The 19,212-nt window shown below is 56.7% G+C and carries 20 protein-coding genes and 1 pseudogene; 15 read left to right on the top strand and 6 right to left on the bottom strand.

The window, feature by feature from the left end; translation table 11 throughout:
- Positions 1-217 precede the first annotated feature (217 nt).
- Entirely contained in the window at positions 218-1,417 is a 1,200-nt protein-coding gene (gene tyrS, locus ACLD1Y_RS03140; protein ID WP_429475339.1) for a tyrosine--tRNA ligase, read from the bottom strand.
- 209 nt (positions 1,418-1,626) lie between these two features.
- Here tyrS and ACLD1Y_RS03135 point away from each other — a divergent pair, with 209 nt between their 5' ends.
- Positions 1,627-3,045 carry a peptidoglycan DD-metalloendopeptidase family protein gene (locus tag ACLD1Y_RS03135; RefSeq protein WP_429475337.1) on the top strand — a complete coding sequence of 473 codons (1,419 nt, stop codon included), beginning with the start codon at positions 1,627-1,629 and terminating at the stop codon, positions 3,043-3,045.
- A 3-nt stretch (positions 3,046-3,048) separates the two neighbouring features.
- On the top strand, positions 3,049-4,140 hold the full coding sequence (locus ACLD1Y_RS03130; RefSeq protein ID WP_429475335.1) for an anhydro-N-acetylmuramic acid kinase: 1,092 nt from the start codon (positions 3,049-3,051) through the stop codon (positions 4,138-4,140).
- A 65-nt stretch (positions 4,141-4,205) separates the two neighbouring features.
- Here ACLD1Y_RS03130 and erpA read toward each other — a convergent pair whose 3' ends face one another.
- The gene (gene erpA / locus ACLD1Y_RS03125) at positions 4,206-4,556 is read right to left on the bottom strand and encodes an iron-sulfur cluster insertion protein ErpA (RefSeq protein WP_003176443.1); all 351 of its coding nucleotides are present in this window, start codon (positions 4,554-4,556) and stop codon (positions 4,206-4,208) included.
- A gap of 165 nt (positions 4,557-4,721) precedes the next feature.
- The gene (gene argC / locus ACLD1Y_RS03120) at positions 4,722-5,756 is read right to left on the bottom strand and encodes an N-acetyl-gamma-glutamyl-phosphate reductase (protein WP_010206935.1); all 1,035 of its coding nucleotides are present in this window, start codon (positions 5,754-5,756) and stop codon (positions 4,722-4,724) included.
- 135 nt (positions 5,757-5,891) lie between these two features.
- Here argC and hemJ point away from each other — a divergent pair, with 135 nt between their 5' ends.
- The 12 genes from hemJ to coq7 all read left to right on the top strand — a co-directional run bounded on the left by hemJ (position 5,892) and on the right by coq7 (position 16,914).
- Complete coding sequence (gene hemJ, locus ACLD1Y_RS03115) at positions 5,892-6,320, top strand: protoporphyrinogen oxidase HemJ (protein WP_429475333.1); 429 nt, start codon at positions 5,892-5,894, stop codon at positions 6,318-6,320.
- 24 nt (positions 6,321-6,344) lie between these two features.
- Positions 6,345-7,307, top strand: a complete 963-nt coding sequence (locus ACLD1Y_RS03110; RefSeq protein ID WP_429475331.1) for an NAD(P)H-dependent flavin oxidoreductase — start codon at positions 6,345-6,347, stop codon at positions 7,305-7,307.
- Positions 7,308-7,376: 69 nt separating this feature from the next.
- Positions 7,377-8,330, top strand: coding sequence for a DUF805 domain-containing protein (locus ACLD1Y_RS03105; RefSeq protein WP_429475329.1), 954 nt, complete (start codon positions 7,377-7,379; stop codon positions 8,328-8,330).
- 62 nt (positions 8,331-8,392) lie between these two features.
- Complete coding sequence (locus tag ACLD1Y_RS03100) at positions 8,393-9,181, top strand: SDR family NAD(P)-dependent oxidoreductase (RefSeq protein ID WP_429475327.1); 789 nt, start codon at positions 8,393-8,395, stop codon at positions 9,179-9,181.
- 244 nt (positions 9,182-9,425) lie between these two features.
- Positions 9,426-10,355: a glycosyltransferase family 2 protein gene (locus tag ACLD1Y_RS03095; RefSeq protein WP_429475325.1), complete on the top strand. Its 930-nt coding sequence runs from the start codon at positions 9,426-9,428 to the stop codon at positions 10,353-10,355.
- A 105-nt stretch (positions 10,356-10,460) separates the two neighbouring features.
- On the top strand, positions 10,461-11,282 hold the full coding sequence (locus ACLD1Y_RS03090; protein ID WP_429475323.1) for an ABC transporter permease: 822 nt from the start codon (positions 10,461-10,463) through the stop codon (positions 11,280-11,282).
- A 16-nt stretch (positions 11,283-11,298) separates the two neighbouring features.
- Positions 11,299-12,642, top strand: coding sequence for an ABC transporter ATP-binding protein (locus ACLD1Y_RS03085; RefSeq protein ID WP_429475321.1), 1,344 nt, complete (start codon positions 11,299-11,301; stop codon positions 12,640-12,642).
- Between the two features lie 20 nt (positions 12,643-12,662).
- Positions 12,663-13,502, top strand: a complete 840-nt coding sequence (locus tag ACLD1Y_RS03080; protein WP_429475319.1) for a TylF/MycF family methyltransferase — start codon at positions 12,663-12,665, stop codon at positions 13,500-13,502.
- Positions 13,503-13,542: 40 nt separating this feature from the next.
- On the top strand, positions 13,543-14,403 hold the full coding sequence (locus tag ACLD1Y_RS03075; protein ID WP_429475317.1) for a class I SAM-dependent methyltransferase: 861 nt from the start codon (positions 13,543-13,545) through the stop codon (positions 14,401-14,403).
- Positions 14,404-14,485: 82 nt separating this feature from the next.
- Positions 14,486-15,736 (top strand): glycosyltransferase WbsX family protein, encoded by a 1,251-nt coding sequence (locus ACLD1Y_RS03070; RefSeq protein WP_429475315.1) that lies wholly within the window; start codon positions 14,486-14,488, stop codon positions 15,734-15,736.
- A 74-nt stretch (positions 15,737-15,810) separates the two neighbouring features.
- Complete coding sequence (locus tag ACLD1Y_RS03065; protein WP_017739623.1) at positions 15,811-16,149, top strand: histidine triad nucleotide-binding protein; 339 nt, start codon at positions 15,811-15,813, stop codon at positions 16,147-16,149.
- A 117-nt stretch (positions 16,150-16,266) separates the two neighbouring features.
- Positions 16,267-16,914, top strand: a complete 648-nt coding sequence (gene coq7 / locus ACLD1Y_RS03060; RefSeq protein WP_017739622.1) for a 2-polyprenyl-3-methyl-6-methoxy-1,4-benzoquinone monooxygenase — start codon at positions 16,267-16,269, stop codon at positions 16,912-16,914.
- A gap of 53 nt (positions 16,915-16,967) precedes the next feature.
- Here coq7 and ACLD1Y_RS03055 read toward each other — a convergent pair whose 3' ends face one another.
- A complete protein-coding gene (locus tag ACLD1Y_RS03055; protein WP_124364628.1) occupies positions 16,968-17,390 on the bottom strand; it encodes an OsmC family protein in 423 nt (140 codons plus the stop codon).
- Between the two features lie 245 nt (positions 17,391-17,635).
- Here ACLD1Y_RS03055 and crp point away from each other — a divergent pair, with 245 nt between their 5' ends.
- Positions 17,636-18,280: a cAMP-activated global transcriptional regulator CRP gene (crp, locus tag ACLD1Y_RS03050; RefSeq protein WP_429475312.1), complete on the top strand. Its 645-nt coding sequence runs from the start codon at positions 17,636-17,638 to the stop codon at positions 18,278-18,280.
- Here crp and ACLD1Y_RS03045 read toward each other — a convergent pair.
- Together ACLD1Y_RS03045 and ACLD1Y_RS03040 are read right to left on the bottom strand one after the other, a co-directional pair.
- Positions 18,277-18,972, bottom strand: a complete 696-nt coding sequence (locus ACLD1Y_RS03045) for a lipoate--protein ligase family protein (RefSeq protein ID WP_429475310.1) — start codon at positions 18,970-18,972, stop codon at positions 18,277-18,279. The two genes, crp and ACLD1Y_RS03045, sit on opposite strands and share 4 nt — an antisense overlap.
- Positions 18,973-18,976: 4 nt before the next feature.
- Positions 18,977-19,117: pseudogene (locus tag ACLD1Y_RS03040) on the bottom strand (lipoate--protein ligase family protein); the annotation flags it as partial.
- Positions 19,118-19,212: the final 95 nt, after the last annotated feature.

The following is a 19,212-nucleotide window of genomic DNA, read 5'->3' as shown; positions in this document are numbered from 1 at the left end:
CTTCCGATCTCTCGTCAGCGGGAGGCGAATTCTACAGCGTTACACGCTGCTGTCAACACCTCTTTTTCAACTTCCCGACTGCTTCGATGAACTGAAGCAACCTGCTGCCGAAACCTACGCAACTCATTGTTTACCAAGGAGTTTTCCGTTTCGACTGCGCCGGAAGTGGGGCGAATTATAGACAGATATAATTCGCCGTCAACACCTAATTTCAGACTTATTCGGATTTGAGCGTAATACGCGCAAATGCCTTCTTCCCCGCCTGGCAAACGTGGGTCGCGCCTAGCTCGTATATAAAGGTGCGATCCACAACCTCACCATCAATACGCACGCCACCCGAACCCAGCAGGTCGCGAGCAACCGCCGAGTTCTTTACCAAGCCTGCCTTATTAAGCACGGCAGCGATCGGCATAGCCTCAGCAGCAGCCAACTCAATCTCCGGCAGATCGTCCGGCAACTCGCCCTCCTTCATACGATTGCCCGCAGCACGGTGAGCACTGGCCGCAGCCTCTTCGCCATGGAAGCGCGCGACAATCTCTTCTGCCAGCTTGATCTTAACGTCGCGCGGATTAGCACCCGCCTCGACATCAGCACGCAATGCATTGATCTCGTCCATCGAACGGAAGCTCAACAGCTCGAAGTAACGCCACATCAAGGCGTCAGGAATCGAAACCAACTTGCCGTACATCACACCCGGCGCTTCTTGGATACCTACATAGTTACCCAAGGACTTGGACATCTTCTTGACCCCATCCAACCCCTCCAGCAGCGGCATAGTCAGAATGCACTGAGCTTCCTGCCCGTACGCACGCTGCAATTCACGCCCCATCAGCAGGTTGAACTTCTGGTCAGTACCGCCCAACTCAACGTCCGCACGCAAGGCCACCGAGTCGTACCCTTGAACCAGCGGATAGAGGAACTCATGAATAGCGATAGGCTGGTTGGTGGAGTAGCGCTTATCGAAGTCGTCACGCTCAAGCATGCGCGCCACGGTGTACTGGGAGGTCAGGCGAATGAAGTCCGCAGGCCCCATCTGATCCATCCAAGTGGAGTTGAACGCCACTTCAGTCTTGGCCGGATCAAGAATCTTGAACACCTGGGTCTTATAGGTCTCGGCATTATCGAGTACCTGCTCGCGAGTCAACGGCGGACGCGTCGCGCTCTTGCCGCTCGGATCACCAATCATCCCGGTGAAGTCACCTATAAGGAAGATGACCTGATGCCCCAGCTCCTGGAACTGGCGCAGCTTATTAATAAGCACGGTATGACCCAGGTGCAGATCCGGCGCCGTTGGGTCAAAGCCGGCTTTAATACGCAGGGGCTGACCGCGCTTGAGCTTTTCGATCAGCTCAGCTTCGACCAACAGTTCTTCCGCACCACGTTTTATCAGCGCTAGCTGTTCTTCAACCGACTTCATAACAGACCCGCAAGGCTCAGATTCAAAAGGGAACCAACCATACAAGATCAGGGACTAATTACAAGTTTTGCCCTGCGCACGGACACCGTTCAGCAAGCCCAGCGTTCGCGAGCTTGCGCCACAGATGATTTGGTTATATTTTATACAGTTATTTCATCTTCATCATGTCATTCATCTTTTCCATTTCATCTTCAAAGTCAAAATTACTTATGACCACAGAACCGTCTAAAGCGCCGCCGCTTTACCCGAAGACCCACCTGCTTGCCGCAAGTGGTATCGCCGCTCTTCTCAGCCTGGCACTCCTGGTATTCCCTTCCAGTGACGTAGAAGCCAAACGAACATCCCTGAGCCTTGACCTGGAAAGTCCAGTTGAACAACTGACACAAGATCAAGACGCTTCCGACGCGCAACAAGCCACAAATGCGCCAGTCGAATCACCGTTCGCCCAGATAGACAACAGCCCTGAAGACACCAAGCACGCGACCCAGGGCCAACCTGCCCCCGCTGCCAACGTGGCCAAGAATTCTCAACACCGCGAAGTCATCGTGTCCAAAGGCGATACGCTGTCGACCCTGTTTGAAAAGGTAGGCCTGCCCGCCACCACTGTTAACGAAGTACTGGCCAGCGACAAACAAGCCAAGCAGTTCACCCAGCTTAAACACGGCCAGAAGCTTGAGTTCGAATTCACTCCTGACGGCCAACTCAACAACCTGCACAGCAATGTCAGCGACCTCGAAAGCATCACCCTGACCAAAGGCGCCAAAGGCTTTGCCTTCAATCGCATCACCACCAAGCCGGTGATGCGTTCTGCCTATGCACACGGTGTGATCAACAGCTCCCTGTCGCAGTCCGCCGCCCGCGCAGGCTTGTCCCACAGCATGACCATGGACATGGCCAGCGTGTTCGGCTACGACATCGACTTCGCCCAAGACATCCGCCAAGGCGACGAATTCGATGTGATCTACGAGCAGAAAGTCGCCAATGGCAAAGTGGTCGGCACCGGCAGCATTCTCTCCGCACGCTTCACCAACCGCGGCAAGACCTACACCGCCGTGCGCTACACCAACAAACAAGGCAACAGCAGCTACTACACCGCCGATGGCAATAGCATGCGCAAAGCCTTCATCCGCACGCCCGTGGACTTCGCTCGCATTAGCTCGCGTTTCTCCATGGGTCGCAAGCACCCAATTCTGAACAAAATCCGCGCCCACAAAGGTGTCGACTATGCAGCCCCGCGCGGCACGCCAATCAAGGCCGCCGGTGACGGCAAAGTGCTGTTGGCCGGTCGTCGCGGTGGCTATGGCAATACCGTGATCATCCAGCACGGCAACACCTACCGCACCCTGTATGGCCACATGCAAGGTTTCGCCAAAGGCGTGCAGACTGGCGGCACCGTGAAGCAAGGCCAAGTGATCGGTTATATCGGCACTACCGGCCTCTCGACAGGCCCGCATCTGCACTACGAGTTCCAGGTCAATGGCGTACACGTCGACCCATTGGGCCAGAAGCTGCCGATGGCCGACCCTATCGCCAAGGCCGAGCGCGCGCGCTTCATGCAACAGAGCCAGCCGTTGATGGCCCGCATGGATCAGGAGCGCTCTACCCTGCTGGCCTCGGCGAAGCGTTAAGGTATGTCGCTCTATATTGGTGTGATGTCCGGGACCAGCCTCGATGGCCTGGACATCGCCCTGATCGAACAAGGCCCAGCGATCAAATTGATCGCCACCCACTACATCCCCATGCCCGATACCCTGCGCATCGAACTGCTTGGTTTGTGCACCAGCGGCCCGGATGAAATCGCCCGTTCGGCCGTCGCACAGCAACACTGGGTGACGCTTGCCGCACAGGGCATTCATGCCTTATTGGATCAACAGCACCTCAAGCCTCAGGATATCCGCGCAATTGGCAGCCATGGCCAGACCATTCGCCACGAACCTGCCCGGGGCTTTACCGTGCAGATTGGCAACCCGGCCTTACTGACTGAGCTCACAGGCATCACCGTGGTCAGCGACTTCCGCAGCCGCGACGTCGCCGCCGGCGGCCAAGGTGCCCCGCTGGTTCCTGCCTTTCACGAAGCGCTGTTCGGTGAAAGTACCGGCAACCGGGCGGTCTTGAACGTAGGGGGTTTCAGCAATCTAAGCCTGATCGAAACAGGTAAACCAGTGGCTGGATTCGACTGCGGGCCAGGTAATGTCCTGCTCGATGCCTGGATACACCTGCAACGCGGCGAACACTTTGATCGGGATGGCCAATGGGCTGCCAGCGGCACGGTTGAGTCCCAGCTACTCAACGCCTTGCTCAGTGACCCATTCTTTTTGACCAAGGGCCCTAAAAGCACCGGACGTGAAGTGTTCAACCTGGAGTGGCTGCAACAGCACCTTGGCCGCCTGCCTGCATTCGAACCACAGCACATCCAGGCCACTCTGCTGGAACTGACCGCCCTGACCATCGTTGAGTCCCTGCAAAGCGCTCAACCCCAGACCGAGACCCTGCTGGTTTGCGGCGGCGGCGCTCACAACGCCACATTGATGAGCCGCCTGGCCGCGCTACTACCCGCCACCCAGGTCGGCAGCACCGCCCTCCACGGCGTGGACCCCGACTGGGTTGAAGCCATGGCCTTCGCCTGGCTGGCTCATTGCTGCCTGGAAGGCATCGCCGCCAACCGCCCCAGCGTCACCGGCGCACGCGGGCTTCGGGTATTGGGCGCGATCTACCCGGCTTAAACCCCAGACAGCAAAACGCCGCTTGGCCTATCAAAGCCAAGCGGCGTTTTTGTATGCAGAATCGATCAGATCGAGAACGAAGACCCGCAACCACAGGTGGTGGTGGCATTCGGGTTCTTGATCACAAAACGCGAACCTTCCAGACCTTCCTGGTAATCCACCTCGGCGCCAGCCAGGTACTGGAAGCTCATCGGGTCCACGACCAGGCTCACGCCCTCGCGCTCGACAATGGTGTCGTCATCGGCCACATCTTCATCGAAGGTAAAACCGTACTGAAACCCTGAACAACCGCCGCCCGTAACAAATACGCGCAGCTTCAAGCGATCATTACCCTCTTCATCGACCAGGCTCTTCACCTTGTGCGCAGCACCGTGGGTGAATTGCAAAGCCGTGGGGGTGAAGGACTCAACGCTCATGCTGATAATCTCCCGGCGTATCGCCGCCATATGCGTAATGGCGGGCATTATCCGCTTCTCCTAGAAAAGCGGTCAACTATTGTTACGGTATATCAATCTGCACAGCGGCCATTAAAAACGCAAAAGGCCCGATCAACGGGCCTTCTGCTGAACGACACAACCGCGTTAAGGCAGCATACCCGCGTGGGACAGGCCCAGCTTCTCATCCAGGCCAAACAGGATGTTCATATTCTGCACCGCCTGGCCCGACGCGCCCTTGACCAGGTTGTCGATCACCGACAACACCACAACCAGGTCACCATCCTGCGGACGGTGCACGGCAATACGGCACACGTTGGCACCGCGCACGCTCCGGGTTTCCGGGTGGCTGCCAGCAGGCATCACATCGACGAACGGTTCGTTGGCATAACGTTTTTCAAACAACGCCTGCAGATCGACCGAGCGATCAACCACGGTGGCGTACAAGGTGGAGTGAATGCCACGGATCATCGGGGTCAGATGCGGAACGAAGGTCAGGCCCACATCCTTGCCCGCAGCGCGACGCAGGCCCTGGCGGATTTCCGGCAGGTGACGGTGACCTTTTACTGCATAAGCCTTCATGCTTTCCGACGTCTCGGAGTAGAGCGAGCCTACCGCTGCACCGCGACCGGCACCGCTGACACCTGACTTGCAGTCCGCAATCAACCGCGAAGCGTCCGCCAGCCCAGCTTCAAGCAGTGGCAGGAAACCCAACTGGGTCGCGGTTGGATAGCAACCCGGCACGGCAATCAGGCGCGCTTGCTTGATCTGCTCACGATTGACTTCGGGTAGGCCGTAGACCGCCTCCTCCAACAACTCTGGCGCACCGTGAGGCTGGCCGTACCACTTGGCCCACTCATCGGCGTCTTGCAGGCGGAAGTCTGCCGACAGGTCGATGACCTTGGTGCCAGCGGCCAGCAACTCACCGGCCAGCGCATGGGCAACCCCGTGCGGCGTGGCAAAGAACACCACGTCGCAGGCGCCCAGGGTCTTGATGTCCGGAACGCTGAACGCCAGGCCGTCGTAGTGGCCTCGCAGGTTCGGGTACATATCGGCCACGGCCAACCCGGCCTCGGATCGGGAAGTGATGACCACCACCTCTGCTTGCGGATGCTGAGCCAACAGACGCAGCAATTCGACACCGGTGTAACCCGTGCCGCCGACGATACCGACCTTGACCATAAACCTGCCCTCAACGAACCCACTGGAAAGCCGTCGATAATAGGGGCCGTATCGTCCTGCGACAACCGTCAACGTGACGTACGGGCGCATGAGCCACTACTATCTCGGCTACCGTGAACCTGGGAATAACTAAAAATGCTTTATCTATGGGTCAAAGCCTTCCACATCATCAGCATCGTCTGCTGGTTTGCCGGGCTGTTCTACCTGCCGAGGCTGTTCGTCTACCACGCCCAAAGTGAGGATACCGTCAGCAAAGAACGCTTCAGTCTCATGGAGCGCAAGTTGTACCGCGGCATCATGGGGCCGGCGATGATTGCCGCGCTGGCGTTCGGGATCTGGCTGATCTACCTCAACCCGAGCATCTTTCAGTCAGGGGCCTGGATCCACGCCAAGCTCACGCTGGTCGTGCTGCTGATTGGTTACCACCACATGTGCGGCGCGCAGGTAAAACGCTTCGCCCGTGGCGAAAACACCCGCAGCCATGTCTTTTATCGCTGGTTCAATGAAGTCCCGGTTCTGTTATTGCTGGCTATCGTAATTTTGGTTGTGGTCAAACCGTTCTAACTTCAATCACACGGGGTACCTCCAATGTCGCTGCCCGCTTTGCTTGAACAACGTCTGCGTCTGCCAGTAGTGGCGGCACCGATGTTCCTGATTTCCAACCCGCAACTGGTCCTGGCGTGCTGTCGCAACGGTGTAGTCGGAAGTTTCCCGGCGCTCAACCAGCGCGAGAGCAGTGGCTTCAAGGCCTGGCTGGAAGAAATCGAAGCGGGCCTGGCGCAGTTGGACAACCCCGCGCCGTATGCCGTCAACCTGATCGTGCATAACAGCAACCCAAGGCTGGAAGCGGACTTGGCGATTTGCGTCGAGCACAAGGTGCCCATCGTCATCACCAGCCTGGGCGCGGTGAAGGAATTGGTCGATGCCGTACACAGCTACGGTGGCCTGGTCTTCCATGATGTCACCACCCGGCGCCATGCCGAGAAAGCTGCCGAAGCAGGTGTGGATGGCTTGATCGCCGTGGCAGCAGGGGCCGGGGGCCACGCCGGAACCTGGAGCCCCTTCGCACTGATCGCCGAGATTCGCCAATTTTTCGACAAAACCCTGCTGCTGGCCGGTTGCCTCAACCACGGGCACGAGATCCTCGCGGCCCAACTGTTGGGGGCCGACCTGGCGTATTTCGGCACGCGTTTCATCGGCACCACCGAAAGCCATGCCCCGGATGCGTATAAAGAGATGCTGCTCACATCGCGCGCCGCCGACATCGTGCACACTCCCGCTGTCTCTGGTGTGCCGGCCAGCTTTATGCGCCAGAGCCTGGAAAACGCCGGTTTTGACCTCGCGGCCCTGCAAGGCAAAGGTGAAGTCAACTTCGGCTCCAAGCTCAAACCATTGAGCGACGAAGCCAAGGCCTGGAAGACCGTATGGTCCGCCGGCCAGGGCGTCGGTGAGATCAATGATTTACTCAGCGTCGATGAACTCGTTGCCCGCCTGGATGCCGAATACCGCAAGGCACGCGAGCAAGCGGAGCAACTGCGCTGGCCACGCTGACCCAACCGCAAGGCCTGCCGATCGTGCAGGCCTGCACCACCTCCCTGATTAAGTGACAAGGATGCCCGCATGAGCGACAGCCGTTTCAAGATTGTGTTTGATGGAGCCTTGCTCCCGGGGGTCGAAAGCACCACTGCCAAGTTGAACCTCGCCGAGTTGTTCAAGAGTGACGTCGAAGCGATCGAGAAGCTCTTTACCGGCCGCACCGTCGCACTCAAGCGCGACCTGTCCCGCCCGGATGCCGAAACCTACTTGTCTGCGTTGAAAAACGCCGGTGTAGACGCCCGCATTGAAGCCGAACAACCCGTTGCCTTCAGCCTTGCCGAAACCCACGAGACCGATTCCGGCAGCGCCCAACCCACAACCTCCCCTTACGCACCGCCGCGTGCCGTTGTGGGGGATGACCTGCCGGAGTACGCGTCGCTCAAGGTGTTCACCATCAATGGGCGTATTGGCCGCCTGCGCTACCTGGCGTGGACGCTGGTACTGACCGTAGCGATGCTCGTCGCGGGCGGCATCATCGCGACCGCAGGCTTCGCTGTCGCAACCGCGTCGCCGACGGCGGGCATGATTCTCGGCTCACTGCTGGGCTTTGCACTGTGTATTGCCATCGTCGTGGTCAGCGTACAAATTGGCGTACAGCGCCTGCACGACCTGGGCTGGTCCGGCTGGTTCTACCTGCTGAACCTGGTCCCGCTGGTGAACAGTGTGTTCCCATTGCTACTGCTGGTGCTGCCAGGTAACCCAGGCGCCAACCAATACGGCGCACCACCACCGCGCAACTCCACGGCGGTGAAGGTACTGGCGTCCCTGTGGCTGGCATTCATTCCGCTGATGCTCATCATCGTGGTCAGCTTGGGCATGAACGGCTACCTCAACCAACTCGAAGCCAACGTCGACAGCAGCTACGAAAACAGCTCCATCACCTCAGATGACGCCACCGACCAAAGCGTGACGGTCGATGAAGATGACGCGCAAAGTGCTGACGAGGCAGACGAACCTGTAGACTCTCCGGAACAGTAAAGAAACGCCCGCCGCCTGTGATGCCACTGTCACAGGCCGGCGGCGTTGCGATGGAGAAAGGCATGACCCGTTACGCTCTGATCACCGGCGCCTCCAGCGGCATCGGCCTGGCTATGGCCGAAGCATTGGCCCGGCGCGGCCGCAGTTTGATTCTGGTGGCCCGCCAGCGTGATCAGTTGGAAAGCATTGCAATCGAATTGACTCAACGGTTCGGCGTCGAAGTGCTTTTTCGTGCCTGCGACCTCGGCGAGCCGCTGCGCTTGTCCGGGTTCCTGCTGGAACTTGAAGAAGGCGAGCGCCAGATCGACCTGCTGGTCAACTGTGCTGGCATCGGCACCAGCGGGCCATTCCTGGCCCAGGACTGGATGACCGAACAAGACCTTATCGAAGTGAACATCCTGGCCCTGACCCGCATGTGCCACGCCCTAGGCAATGCCATGGCGCTGTATGGCGGTGGGCAGATTCTTAACGTCGCCTCGGTTGCCGCCTTCCAGCCCGGCCCGTGGATGAGTAGTTACTACGCCAGCAAGGCGTATGTGTTGCACTTCTCCGAAGGTTTGCGTGAAGAATTGAAAAGCTGCGGCATCAAGGTCTCGGTACTTTGCCCCGGCCCGACTCGCACTGCGTTCTTCGGTACCGCGCAAATGGACACCGCCAAACTCGAACGCAGTGACAAACTGATGACCCCGGAAGAAGTCGCGCTCTACACCGTACGCGCGCTGGAAAAGAACAAAGCCATCATCATTCCCGGCCGCCGCAACCGCTGGATGACCTTCAGCCCTCGCTTAAGCCCCCGCTGGCTGACTCGCAAGATCGCCGGGATGATCAACAAGGCCTATTGCCTGCGCTGACGCCGCAAGATTGCTGGCAAAACACCACTAACTAATTGTATTAAAAATATCTCCCGTCACTCGACCTCAATCAACCCAAATACTGGAAACCCTCGATACCTCTGCTACGTTTTAAGCACACGGGGGTTCGTTACAGCTCGGGTACCATCAGCACATCTCGCCGTATGTTTTCTGAGACACTCCACTGAATGGATGAAATTGGCTGGCTCAAACCCATGCTTTCCATTCAGAGGAGGTATTCCCTATGCCGGCCTTGCCTACCGTCGCCATACTCATGTGCACCTACAACGGAGATTCTTTTCTTTCCGAACAACTGGAGTCTTTTACACGGCAAACTTACCCGCACTGGAAACTGCTGGTGTCGGACGATGGGTCCAACGACAAGACCCTGGATATATTGCAGCACTTCCACACGCGCTGTGGGCAGGAACGGGTCCGGATACTATCGGGGCCCAAACAGGGCTACGTTAAGAACTTTCTGTCTTTAACCTGCCGCACCGATATTGAAGCCGACTTCTTCGCCTGGTCAGATCAAGATGACATCTGGGGGGACGAAAAACTGCAGGCCGCAATGGCCTGGCTCATCACCATTCCTCTCAAAAAGCCGGCACTTTATTGCGGCCGGACCCAACTCATATCCGAATGCGGCGAGCCCATTGGCTACTCGCCTCACTTCTCACGCTTGCCACACTTCACCAATGCGTTGGTACAAAATATCGGCGGCGGCAACACCATGGTTTTTAACCTGGCGGCCCGCCAACTGCTTCAGATGACCAGCACCGCCCTGACCATTCCCTCACACGACTGGTGGGCTTATATAGTGGTGACGGGCGTAGGCGGTGCCGTACATTATGACTCGACCCCCCATCTGCTCTATCGTCAGCACGGTGGCAACCTGGTTGGAAGCAACTCCAGTTGGCCGGCACGCTTGTACCGTATTCGCATGCTGTTTCACGGACGGTTCCAAGAGTGGAACACGCAAAACATCCTCGCACTGGAAGGCATGCGGGAACATCTCGACAGAGAAAACCAAGCTACCTTGGCTCTATTCACACGCTGTCGCACTCAAATAATGCCATTGCGAGTTATCAATTTTTTTCGTTCACACCTTTATCGCCAAACCTTGCTTGGCAATCTGGGGCTGATTGTCGCGGCGCTGTTTAAGAAGTTGTAGCCCAATGAGCACTTCGACGACCTATACGCAAGAAGCACCCCAGGCTGATCACCGTATGCAAACTGCGTATGCCACGTTTTTTGCGAATAACGAGGAGTCCGTCTGATGCAAGCATTTTCCGTTGCCCCCAAGGAACTGTTCAGCAGCTTCTGGCGAAACCGAAGCCTTATAAAAGCGCTTGTCCAAAGAGAAGTTGTGGGCCGTTACCGTGGTTCGATATTCGGTCTCGCGTGGTCGTTGTTCAATCCCATCTTGATGTTGGTGATTTATACGTTTGTATTCTCCGTGGCACTCAACGCACGCTGGGGAAACCCCGCACACGATACTGGCGCCGGTTTTGCCATCATCCTGTTCGTCGGGCTGATTGTGCATGGGTTGTTTGCCGAATGTATAAATCGCGCTCCCGGCCTGATCATCTCCAACGCGAACTATGTGAAAAAAGTAGTTTTCCCGCTCGAGATACTTCCCTGGGTGGCGTTTGGCTCAGCCTTGTTTCATACGCTCGTCAGTTCAAGCGTGCTGTTGATCGCGGCATGGATCATTAACCATCACATTCCTCTCACTGCCGTCTATTTCCCTCTGGTCCTGACGCCGCTCATCCTTGGCACCTTAGGCCTTGCGTGGGTATTGGCGGCGGCAGGTGTTTATCTGCGTGACATAGGTCAGATAACCAGCCTATTCACAACCGCCATGCTGTTTTTGTCTGCCGTGTTTTTCCCGATTACCGCCTTGCCGGAGAACTATCGGATCTGGGTCACGCTAAACCCCCTCGCCGCCATTATTCAGGAGTCGCGAAACGTCCTGATCATTGGACAACCGCCAAACTTTTACATTATCGGCCTATTGCTCTGCCTGGGCTCGGCGATGGCGTGGGCGGGTTTCGCGTGCTTTCAATGCGCACGCAAGGGGTTCGCCGATGTGCTCTGAGGTCAGTATCAAAGTCGTGAACCTCGGCAAACGCTTCGAGATATACGCGCAGCCGCAAGACCGGTTGAAGCAAATGATTTACCCAAGACTTCAACGTGCACTTGGGCTACATCAGAAACGTTACTACAGCGACTTCTGGGCCTTGATAGACATAAACCTGGACATCGAAAAAGGCGAAACCATCGGCATCATCGGCTTGAATGGATCAGGGAAATCCACACTCCTGAAGCTGATTTGCGGAACGCTTTCACCCACCCAAGGCTTAATCGAAACACACGGAAAGATCGTCGCCCTGCTGGAGCTTGGGACCGGCTTCAATCCTGAGTTCACGGGCAAAGAGAACATCTACTTTAACGGCGCGATTCTCGGCTTGAGCAAAGAACAGATTGACGAAAAGTATGACGCCATCGTCGAGTTCGCAGACATTGGCGACTTCATGGATCAACCGGTTCAGCGCTACTCGTCAGGGATGTATGTGCGCCTTGCCTTTGCAGTCATAGCCAACGTGGACGCTGACATTCTTGTCATCGACGAAGCACTGGCCGTGGGCGACGCACTGTTTGCTCAAAAGTGCATGCGCTTCCTCCATAAGTTTAAAAAAACGGGAACGGTTTTCTTCGTCAGCCACGACTCCAGTGCCGTGGTCAATTTATGCGATCGCGCCGTATGGTTGGAAAAAGGCCGTATACAGGCGATTGGGTCAGCCAAAACGGTATGCGAGCAGTATTTGGCTAGACGTTATCATTCGACACTTGTGGACAAACGCCCCCCCCACCCCCTCGCCGAGCAGGGCCTTGAGCAACTGTTAGACAAACGCGACATGCGAACGGCCTTTATCAATCATTCAAATGTCAGAAATGACATTCAAGTCTTCGAGTTCTCGTCTGCCACCACCACGTTCGGCAATGAGGGTGCCGTTATTTCCCATGCCTGCATCGAGGACTTGCAAGGCCAACAACTCTCTTGGCTGGTGGGGGGTGAAATGGCCAGGGTTGTGGTGGAAGCAACCGTATGGGTTCCAAGCCAGAACCTGATTGTCGGTTTTAATCTCAAGGACCGGCTTGGACAGGTATTGATAGGCCAGAACACGTTTATCGATACCTGCCTGGCGCCCGTGACTGCTTCCCCGGGCAACTGCGTAAGGGCCGTTTTTACCTTCCGTTTCCCCCTATTGAAAGTTGGAACTTATACCGTCGACGTCGCCATTGCCGATGGATCGCCTGACGACGCAACCCAGTTGCAGTGGATCAACGACGCGTTCGTTATCGAATCGAGAAGTTCCAGCATCATGAGCGGCCTGATTGGCATACCGTTCGACGACATCGAACTGATCAATACAAGCAAGCCGTCAAAACCATGACCCTTCAAGGTAGCGATCATATGAATGAACAGCGACCCGGCATATTCAGCGCACTGTTACAGGGCTCGCATAATCTTTTTCGACGAAACCGCGAGGTGATCTATCTCGCTGCTGAGCGTAACAGGCTGATCAATCGATACCTCACCTCGGTTCAGGACTGCCTGAGTGGGTCAATCTACGAAGACCCGCCGCTCAACGTGCTGGGCCATGATCAATTTGATGCGCAGTTGCGGGAGTACGGTTGGGACTGGCCTTCGGTCGCACACACGATGATCGGCAAGAAGCGCCTGGCGAACGTGAGGGCGCTGACCGAAAGTGTGCTTGGCAACAATATTGAGGGTGACCTGATAGAAACCGGCGTTTGGCGCGGCGGCGCATGCATCTTGATGCGCGCAGTGCTTGATGCCTATTGCGTGACCGACCGCCGCGTGTGGGTTGCCGACTCGTTCGAAGGCCTGCCGCCTCCAGATCATGAAAAATACCCGGCAGATACCGGAGATACTTTTCATACGTATGACGAACTCAGCGTGCCCATGGAGCAAGTCATGCGCAACTTCGAGAAGTACGGCTTGCTGGACGAACAAGTTGTCTTTCTAAAGGGTTGGTTCAAAGACACGCTGACGAGGGCGCCTATTGAAAAACTGGCACTGCTGCGGTTGGACGGCGACATGTATGAATCCACCATGGATGCCTTATCGGCCTTGTACGACAAGGTATCGTCCGGCGGATACGTCATTGTCGATGACTACAACGTTGTTCCTGCGTGCAAACAGGCGGTGCATGACTTCCTCACCACCCGCGAATTTACGCCAAGCTTGGTGGAGATCGACGGCGTGGGCGTTTATTGGCAGGTCCCGTAAGCCCCTCAAACAGGCAAACAATCAGCCCAGGGAGTGGTCCATGAGCAATCAACGTCACAACTATGAATATGATGTGGACAGCCGATCGGCAACAGCACCCGCTCATGTTGTGCGCTTGGTGGGGCAGTACAAGCGCGTGCTGGAAGTTGGCTGCGGGCCTGGCTCCATCACCAGGATTCTGGCAACCGAAGGCCAGTGCAGTGTGACGGGCCTTGAACTGGATACCGAGGCCATAAAAAAGGCCTCGCCATTCTGCGAAAAGATCTATCAGGCGGATCTGAACGCCGAACACTGGCCGTTACTTCTGGAGGGCGCAGCACCGTTTGATGTGCTGGTCGCGGCCGACGTACTTGAACATTTGTATGACCCCTGGACAGCCCTGAAGCGCATGGTCCCATTGATCAAGGATAACGGTTACCTGGTGATCTCCTTACCGCACGCCGGTCATGCAGCAGTGCTGGCTTGTTTACTTAATGGCAACTTTGAATACCGTGACTGGGGGTTGCTGGACAGGACACACATCCGTTTCTTCGGGTTAAAGAACATTGAGGATCTCTTCAGCCAGGCCGACTTGAAGATCATCGAGGTCGCCTATGTGCTGAAACAACCTGAAGAAACCGAATTCGCCGCCCAGTGGTCGCTGCTACCAACACCCACCCAACAGTGTTTACGGCAAAGTCCTGACGCAACGGTCTATCAAGTTGTCGTAAAGGCAGTTCCGAACCACCGCCCAGGTGAAGCACTCAAGTTGAATGTGCGTTCCGATACGAGAAACAAACTTCGGATTATCCACCCGCTGTTTCTCTCGTCCGTCAAACAACGAGTGGGTGCGTACTTACCGCAGGGGTTCAAGAAGGCCCTGCGCGCCACGCTCAAGAGGTTGGGCCTGAACATAGGGTGAACTGGAATATTCATCGTTAGACTTTATTCGCTATTGCGTTGTTGGCGACCCTTTACCCTCCTGCAGATGGGACTAAACGCCAATGACCCCGCCCAAGCTGATTGCCTTTTATTTGTCGCAATTTCATCCCACACCCGAGAATGACCGCTGGTGGGGCAAAGGCTTCACTGAATGGACCAACGTCACCAAGGCGATACCTCAGTTTGAAGGACATCTTCAACCCCACCTGCCCACCGAATTCGGCTTCTATGACCTGCGCGTCACGCAGACCAGACGAGATCAAATAGAGACCGCAAAAGCCTATGGCATCGACGGCTTTTGCTATCACTATTATTGGTTCTCTGGCCATCGTCTCCTGAATATTCCATTGGATGACATGCTCCAAGACCCTGAAAGTGACATGCCATTTTGTTTGTGCTGGGCCAATGAAAACTGGACACGCCGCTGGGATGCCGCCGAACACGAAATCTTGATCGCGCAACAGTACCTGCCTGACGACGATATCAACTTCATACAGTCGCTCATTCCATTCTTTGAAGATGGCCGGTACATCCGGGTGGATGGAAAACCCTTCTTGATTGTTTACCGCCCCCAACATCTTCCCGACGCGTGTAAAACGCTCAGCATTTGGCGTCAGCACTGTCGCACCATCGGCTTGGGTGAAATCCACCTGTGCGCCGCGCTGACCCACGGCAACGACAACTATAAAAAATACGGCTTCGACAGCGGCGTTGAATTCCCACCCCACAATCTTGGCCTTTCAAACATAAACGATCAGCTCAATTTCCATCACGCATTCAAGGGCAATGTTTTTCAGTACGCCAGCGTCGCACAGTCCAATCTTGATCGAACTTACAACGCGCAGAATGCCAACGTCTTCAAGACCGTCTTTCCGTCGTGGGACAACACCGCTCGGACTAATGAGCGTGCACTGATCATTCTCAACGGTGTACCCGACAACTACGAGTTCTGGTTATCGTCCGCTATAGACAAGTCACGGGAGAACGCAACGCCACTGGTGTTTATCAATGCGTGGAATGAGTGGGCAGAAGGCTGCCATCTTGAACCGGACCGCAACTTCGGAAACGGCTTCCTGCAAGCCACGCTAAATGCAAAGCAGGGGCAGCGCCGGTTTTCCCACTTCCCTGCCACGGGAGTTCCGAGCACCGCCACTCGAACCTTTCGCAATGAAGCCGCAGCGCTCATCAAGTACCATGGCTGTGCGGTTTTTTCAGGCATCAAGGAAGCCATAAAGCGCCGACGTCGTCTGCACAAGGTCTTGTTCCCCCTTGTGGCCTTCGTGCGCAACATCCTTGCGCGGCGCTCAAAGTAGCGGGCGTACATGGCTTGGCTCGCCGCAAACGCCTGAGTACACTGCCCCTGCACTTTCATAACGGAGAAACAGCTGTGGATACTCTGTTCACCAAGATCATCAACAGAGAAATACCCGCGGATATCATCTACGAAGATGATCAAGTCCTGGCGTTCAAGGACATCCACCCGGCCGCCCCGGTGCATTTCCTGGTCATTCCGAAAAAACACATCCCCACCCTCAATGACCTGACCGAAGAAGACAAAGCCCTAGCCGGTCATATTTTGTTCACTGCTCAGCGCCTGGCGTTGGAACAAGGCTGCGAGGAAGGTTTCCGCGTGGTGATGAACTGCAACCCGAAAGGCGGGCAGACCGTTTATCACATCCATATGCACGTCTTGGGTCAGCGCCAAATGAACTGGCCGCCGGGCTGATCAGCCTATGGGCAACGGTCGCGGCCCCCGGCTGCGACCCCTTGCCCTTGACGCAGCGCAAACGCTTGCCCTTCTCTTGCGGTAAACTGGCCGCCGAGATTCTTCCCGGAGGTCAGCATGACTACCCAACGTCACTACTCGCCGATTGACCGTCTGTTACTGCAAGCCGATATGGCCATGCGCACGCTGCTGCCGTTCAGTGGCCAGCCGTACCGCCCTTCGCCCGCCATCGTGCAGCCCGATGCACAGATGAGCGAGACCGATACCCGCCACGTCGCGGGCCTGATGCGCATCAACCACACCGGTGAAGTCTGTGCCCAGGCGCTGTACCAAGGCCAGGCGCTGACTGCCAAGTTGCCGCAAGTGCGCGCAGCCATGGAGCATGCAGCCGAGGAAGAGATCGACCACCTGGCCTGGTGCGAACAACGCATTCGCCAACTGGGCAGCCATCCCAGCGTGCTCAACCCATTGTTCTATGGTTTGTCGTTTGGCATCGGCGCCGCTGCTGGCTTGATCAGCGACAAAGTCAGCCTGGGTTTTGTGGCCGCGACCGAGCATCAGGTGTGCAAACACTTGGATGAACACTTGGAACAACTGCCCGCCGAGGACGAAAAGTCCCGGGCGATTCTTGAACAGATGCGCATCGACGAAGAACACCACGCCGAAAGCGCATTGGACGCCGGCGGTTTTCGCTTCCCGGCGCCGGTGCGGTTTGGCATGAGCCTGCTGGCCAAGGTCATGACCAAAAGCACATACCGCATCTGAAACAAAAAAGGGCGCTTTTTAAGCGCCCTTTCTTTTTGCCAACGGTTTACCCATCAACCCAGCTCTACGATCTCATAGTCATGGGTGATGGCAACACCGGCCGCGCCCAGCATGATCGATGCCGAGCAGTACTTCTCGGCCGACAGTTCGATGGCACGCTTGACCTGGGCTTCTTTCAGCGCACGGCCCTTCACCACGAAATGCATGTGGATCTTGGTGAACACCTTGGGATCTTCCGTGGCCCGCTCGGCTTCCAGGAACGCTTCGCAGCTCTCCACGGCCTGGCGGGACTTTTTCAGGATGCTGACCACGTCGAAATTGCTGCAACCGCCTACACCAAGCAGGAGCATTTCCATCGGGCGTACGCCCAGGTTACGGCCACCGGCTTCCGGCGGGCCATCCATGACCACCACATGGCCACTGCCCGACTCACCGAGGAACATGGCTTCGCCCGCCCATTGGATGCGTGCCTTCATCGCCCAGACTCCACTGCTAAAAAAGGGTCGCCAGCTTAGCACAGGGCCCGATAACGACGCCGTTTCCCGCTAAAACCGATCAACGAAGGGTTTAACCAATAAATTGGCTAATCGAGTCAGAATGTGTCTGGTAAGCTGGCGCCAAATCGATGGCGTATTGCTACTATTTATACAACGTGTATCAATGCCGATACCGACACATATAACAACTCCGACCCCTCGCGCTGTCTTTTCGGGATACAACCATGGTTGCCCTTACTCCCATACCCAAGATCAAGAATCTCGACAAGTTGCTGATGCATTGCCAGCGCCGGCGCTACCCGGCCAAGCACAACATCATCTGCGCCGGCGAGCGCTCCGAAACGCTGTACTTCATTATCAAAGGCTCGGTCACCATCCTGATCGAGGATGAAGACGGCCGCGAGATGATCATCGCCTACCTGAACACCGGGGATTTTTTTGGGGAGCTGGGGCTGTTCGAACAACCGGGCAAAGAGCAGGAACGCAGCGCGTGGGTACGGGCCAAGGTCGAATGCGAAGTCGCCGAGATCAGCTACACCAAGTTCCGCGAACTGGCCCAGCAAGACCCGGACATTCTCTACGCCCTGAGCGGCCAGATTGCCCAGCGCCTGCGGGACACCACGCGCAAGGTCGGCGACCTGGCATTCTTTGACGTCACCGGCCGCGTTGCACGCTGCCTGCTGGAGTTGTGCAAACAACCCGACGCCATGACCCACCCGGATGGCATGCAGATCAAAGTCACGCGCCAGGAAATCGGGCGTATTGTCGGGTGTTCACGGGAGATGGTCGGCCGCGTACTCAAGGACCTGGAAGAACGCAACCTGGTCCACGTCAAAGGCAAGACGATGGTGGTGTTCGGTACCCGTTAAGCTGGCAGGAACGTCGCCAGCATCTGACGGTACAGAGCATCCAGCCGGCTGATAGCGTCGGGCGCGAGGAAAGCTTCATGCAGGGCGATATGGCTGTCGGCACGCACCCGTTGATCTAGGCCGCAGGCTTCGTTGAAGCGGTTGACCGATGCGATCAGCTCTTCACGGTCGCCGTCCAGCAGCAGCGCACCATGCACCAAACCCACCGGGCGCCCACCGCTTTGGCGCCAGCGCTGGGCAGTGCCCACCATTTTTCGGCCATTGAGATTGACGTTGTAGCGACCGTCGCAGAATGCACCGTCGATTTCGCCCACCGACGCATCGCCGCCCAACTCGATCAGTAAGTCGCAGATGGGCTGGCACAGACGCAAGTAACCGGTTTCGATACGACTTTGATCGCCCTCGCTGCGTGGAGGGGCGTAGACCAGAGCAATGTTGACCGTGGCCGACGACTGCGGCACGGGCTCTCCACCGGTTTCCCTTAGCAACACCGGCCAACCCGCCTGCGCTGAGACCTGGCTAGCCTCGTCGAAAGCTGGCAAGCGGCTTAACCGGCGCGGCATGACCAAGGCTTGATCGTTGGGTTGCCAGAACAGCAGACCGTATTCCTGTTCGCCTGCGCAGACAGCGGCCAACAGGTCTTGCTCGGCAGCAAGGCCAGCTTCAACCGTCATCCTTACGGGCTTAACCATCANACCGGCGCGGCATGACCAAGGCTTGATCGTTGGGTTGCCAGAACAGCAGACCGTATTCCTGTTCGCCTGCGCAGACAGCGGCCAACAGGTCTTGCTCGGCAGCAAGGCCAGCTTCAACCGTCATCCTTACGGGCTTAACCATCAAACACCTACCTATCTGAATAAACACAAAACCCAATGTGGGAGCGGGCTTGCTCGCGAATGCGGTGGGTCAGTCAACTTATGTGTCGACTGATA

It is taken from the genome of Pseudomonas sp. 18175, from assembly GCF_050432925.1.
Classification (GTDB): domain Bacteria; phylum Pseudomonadota; class Gammaproteobacteria; order Pseudomonadales; family Pseudomonadaceae; genus Aquipseudomonas.
Note: the sequence above shows the minus strand (reverse complement) of the source record. Positions and strands in the feature narration are given on the sequence as shown.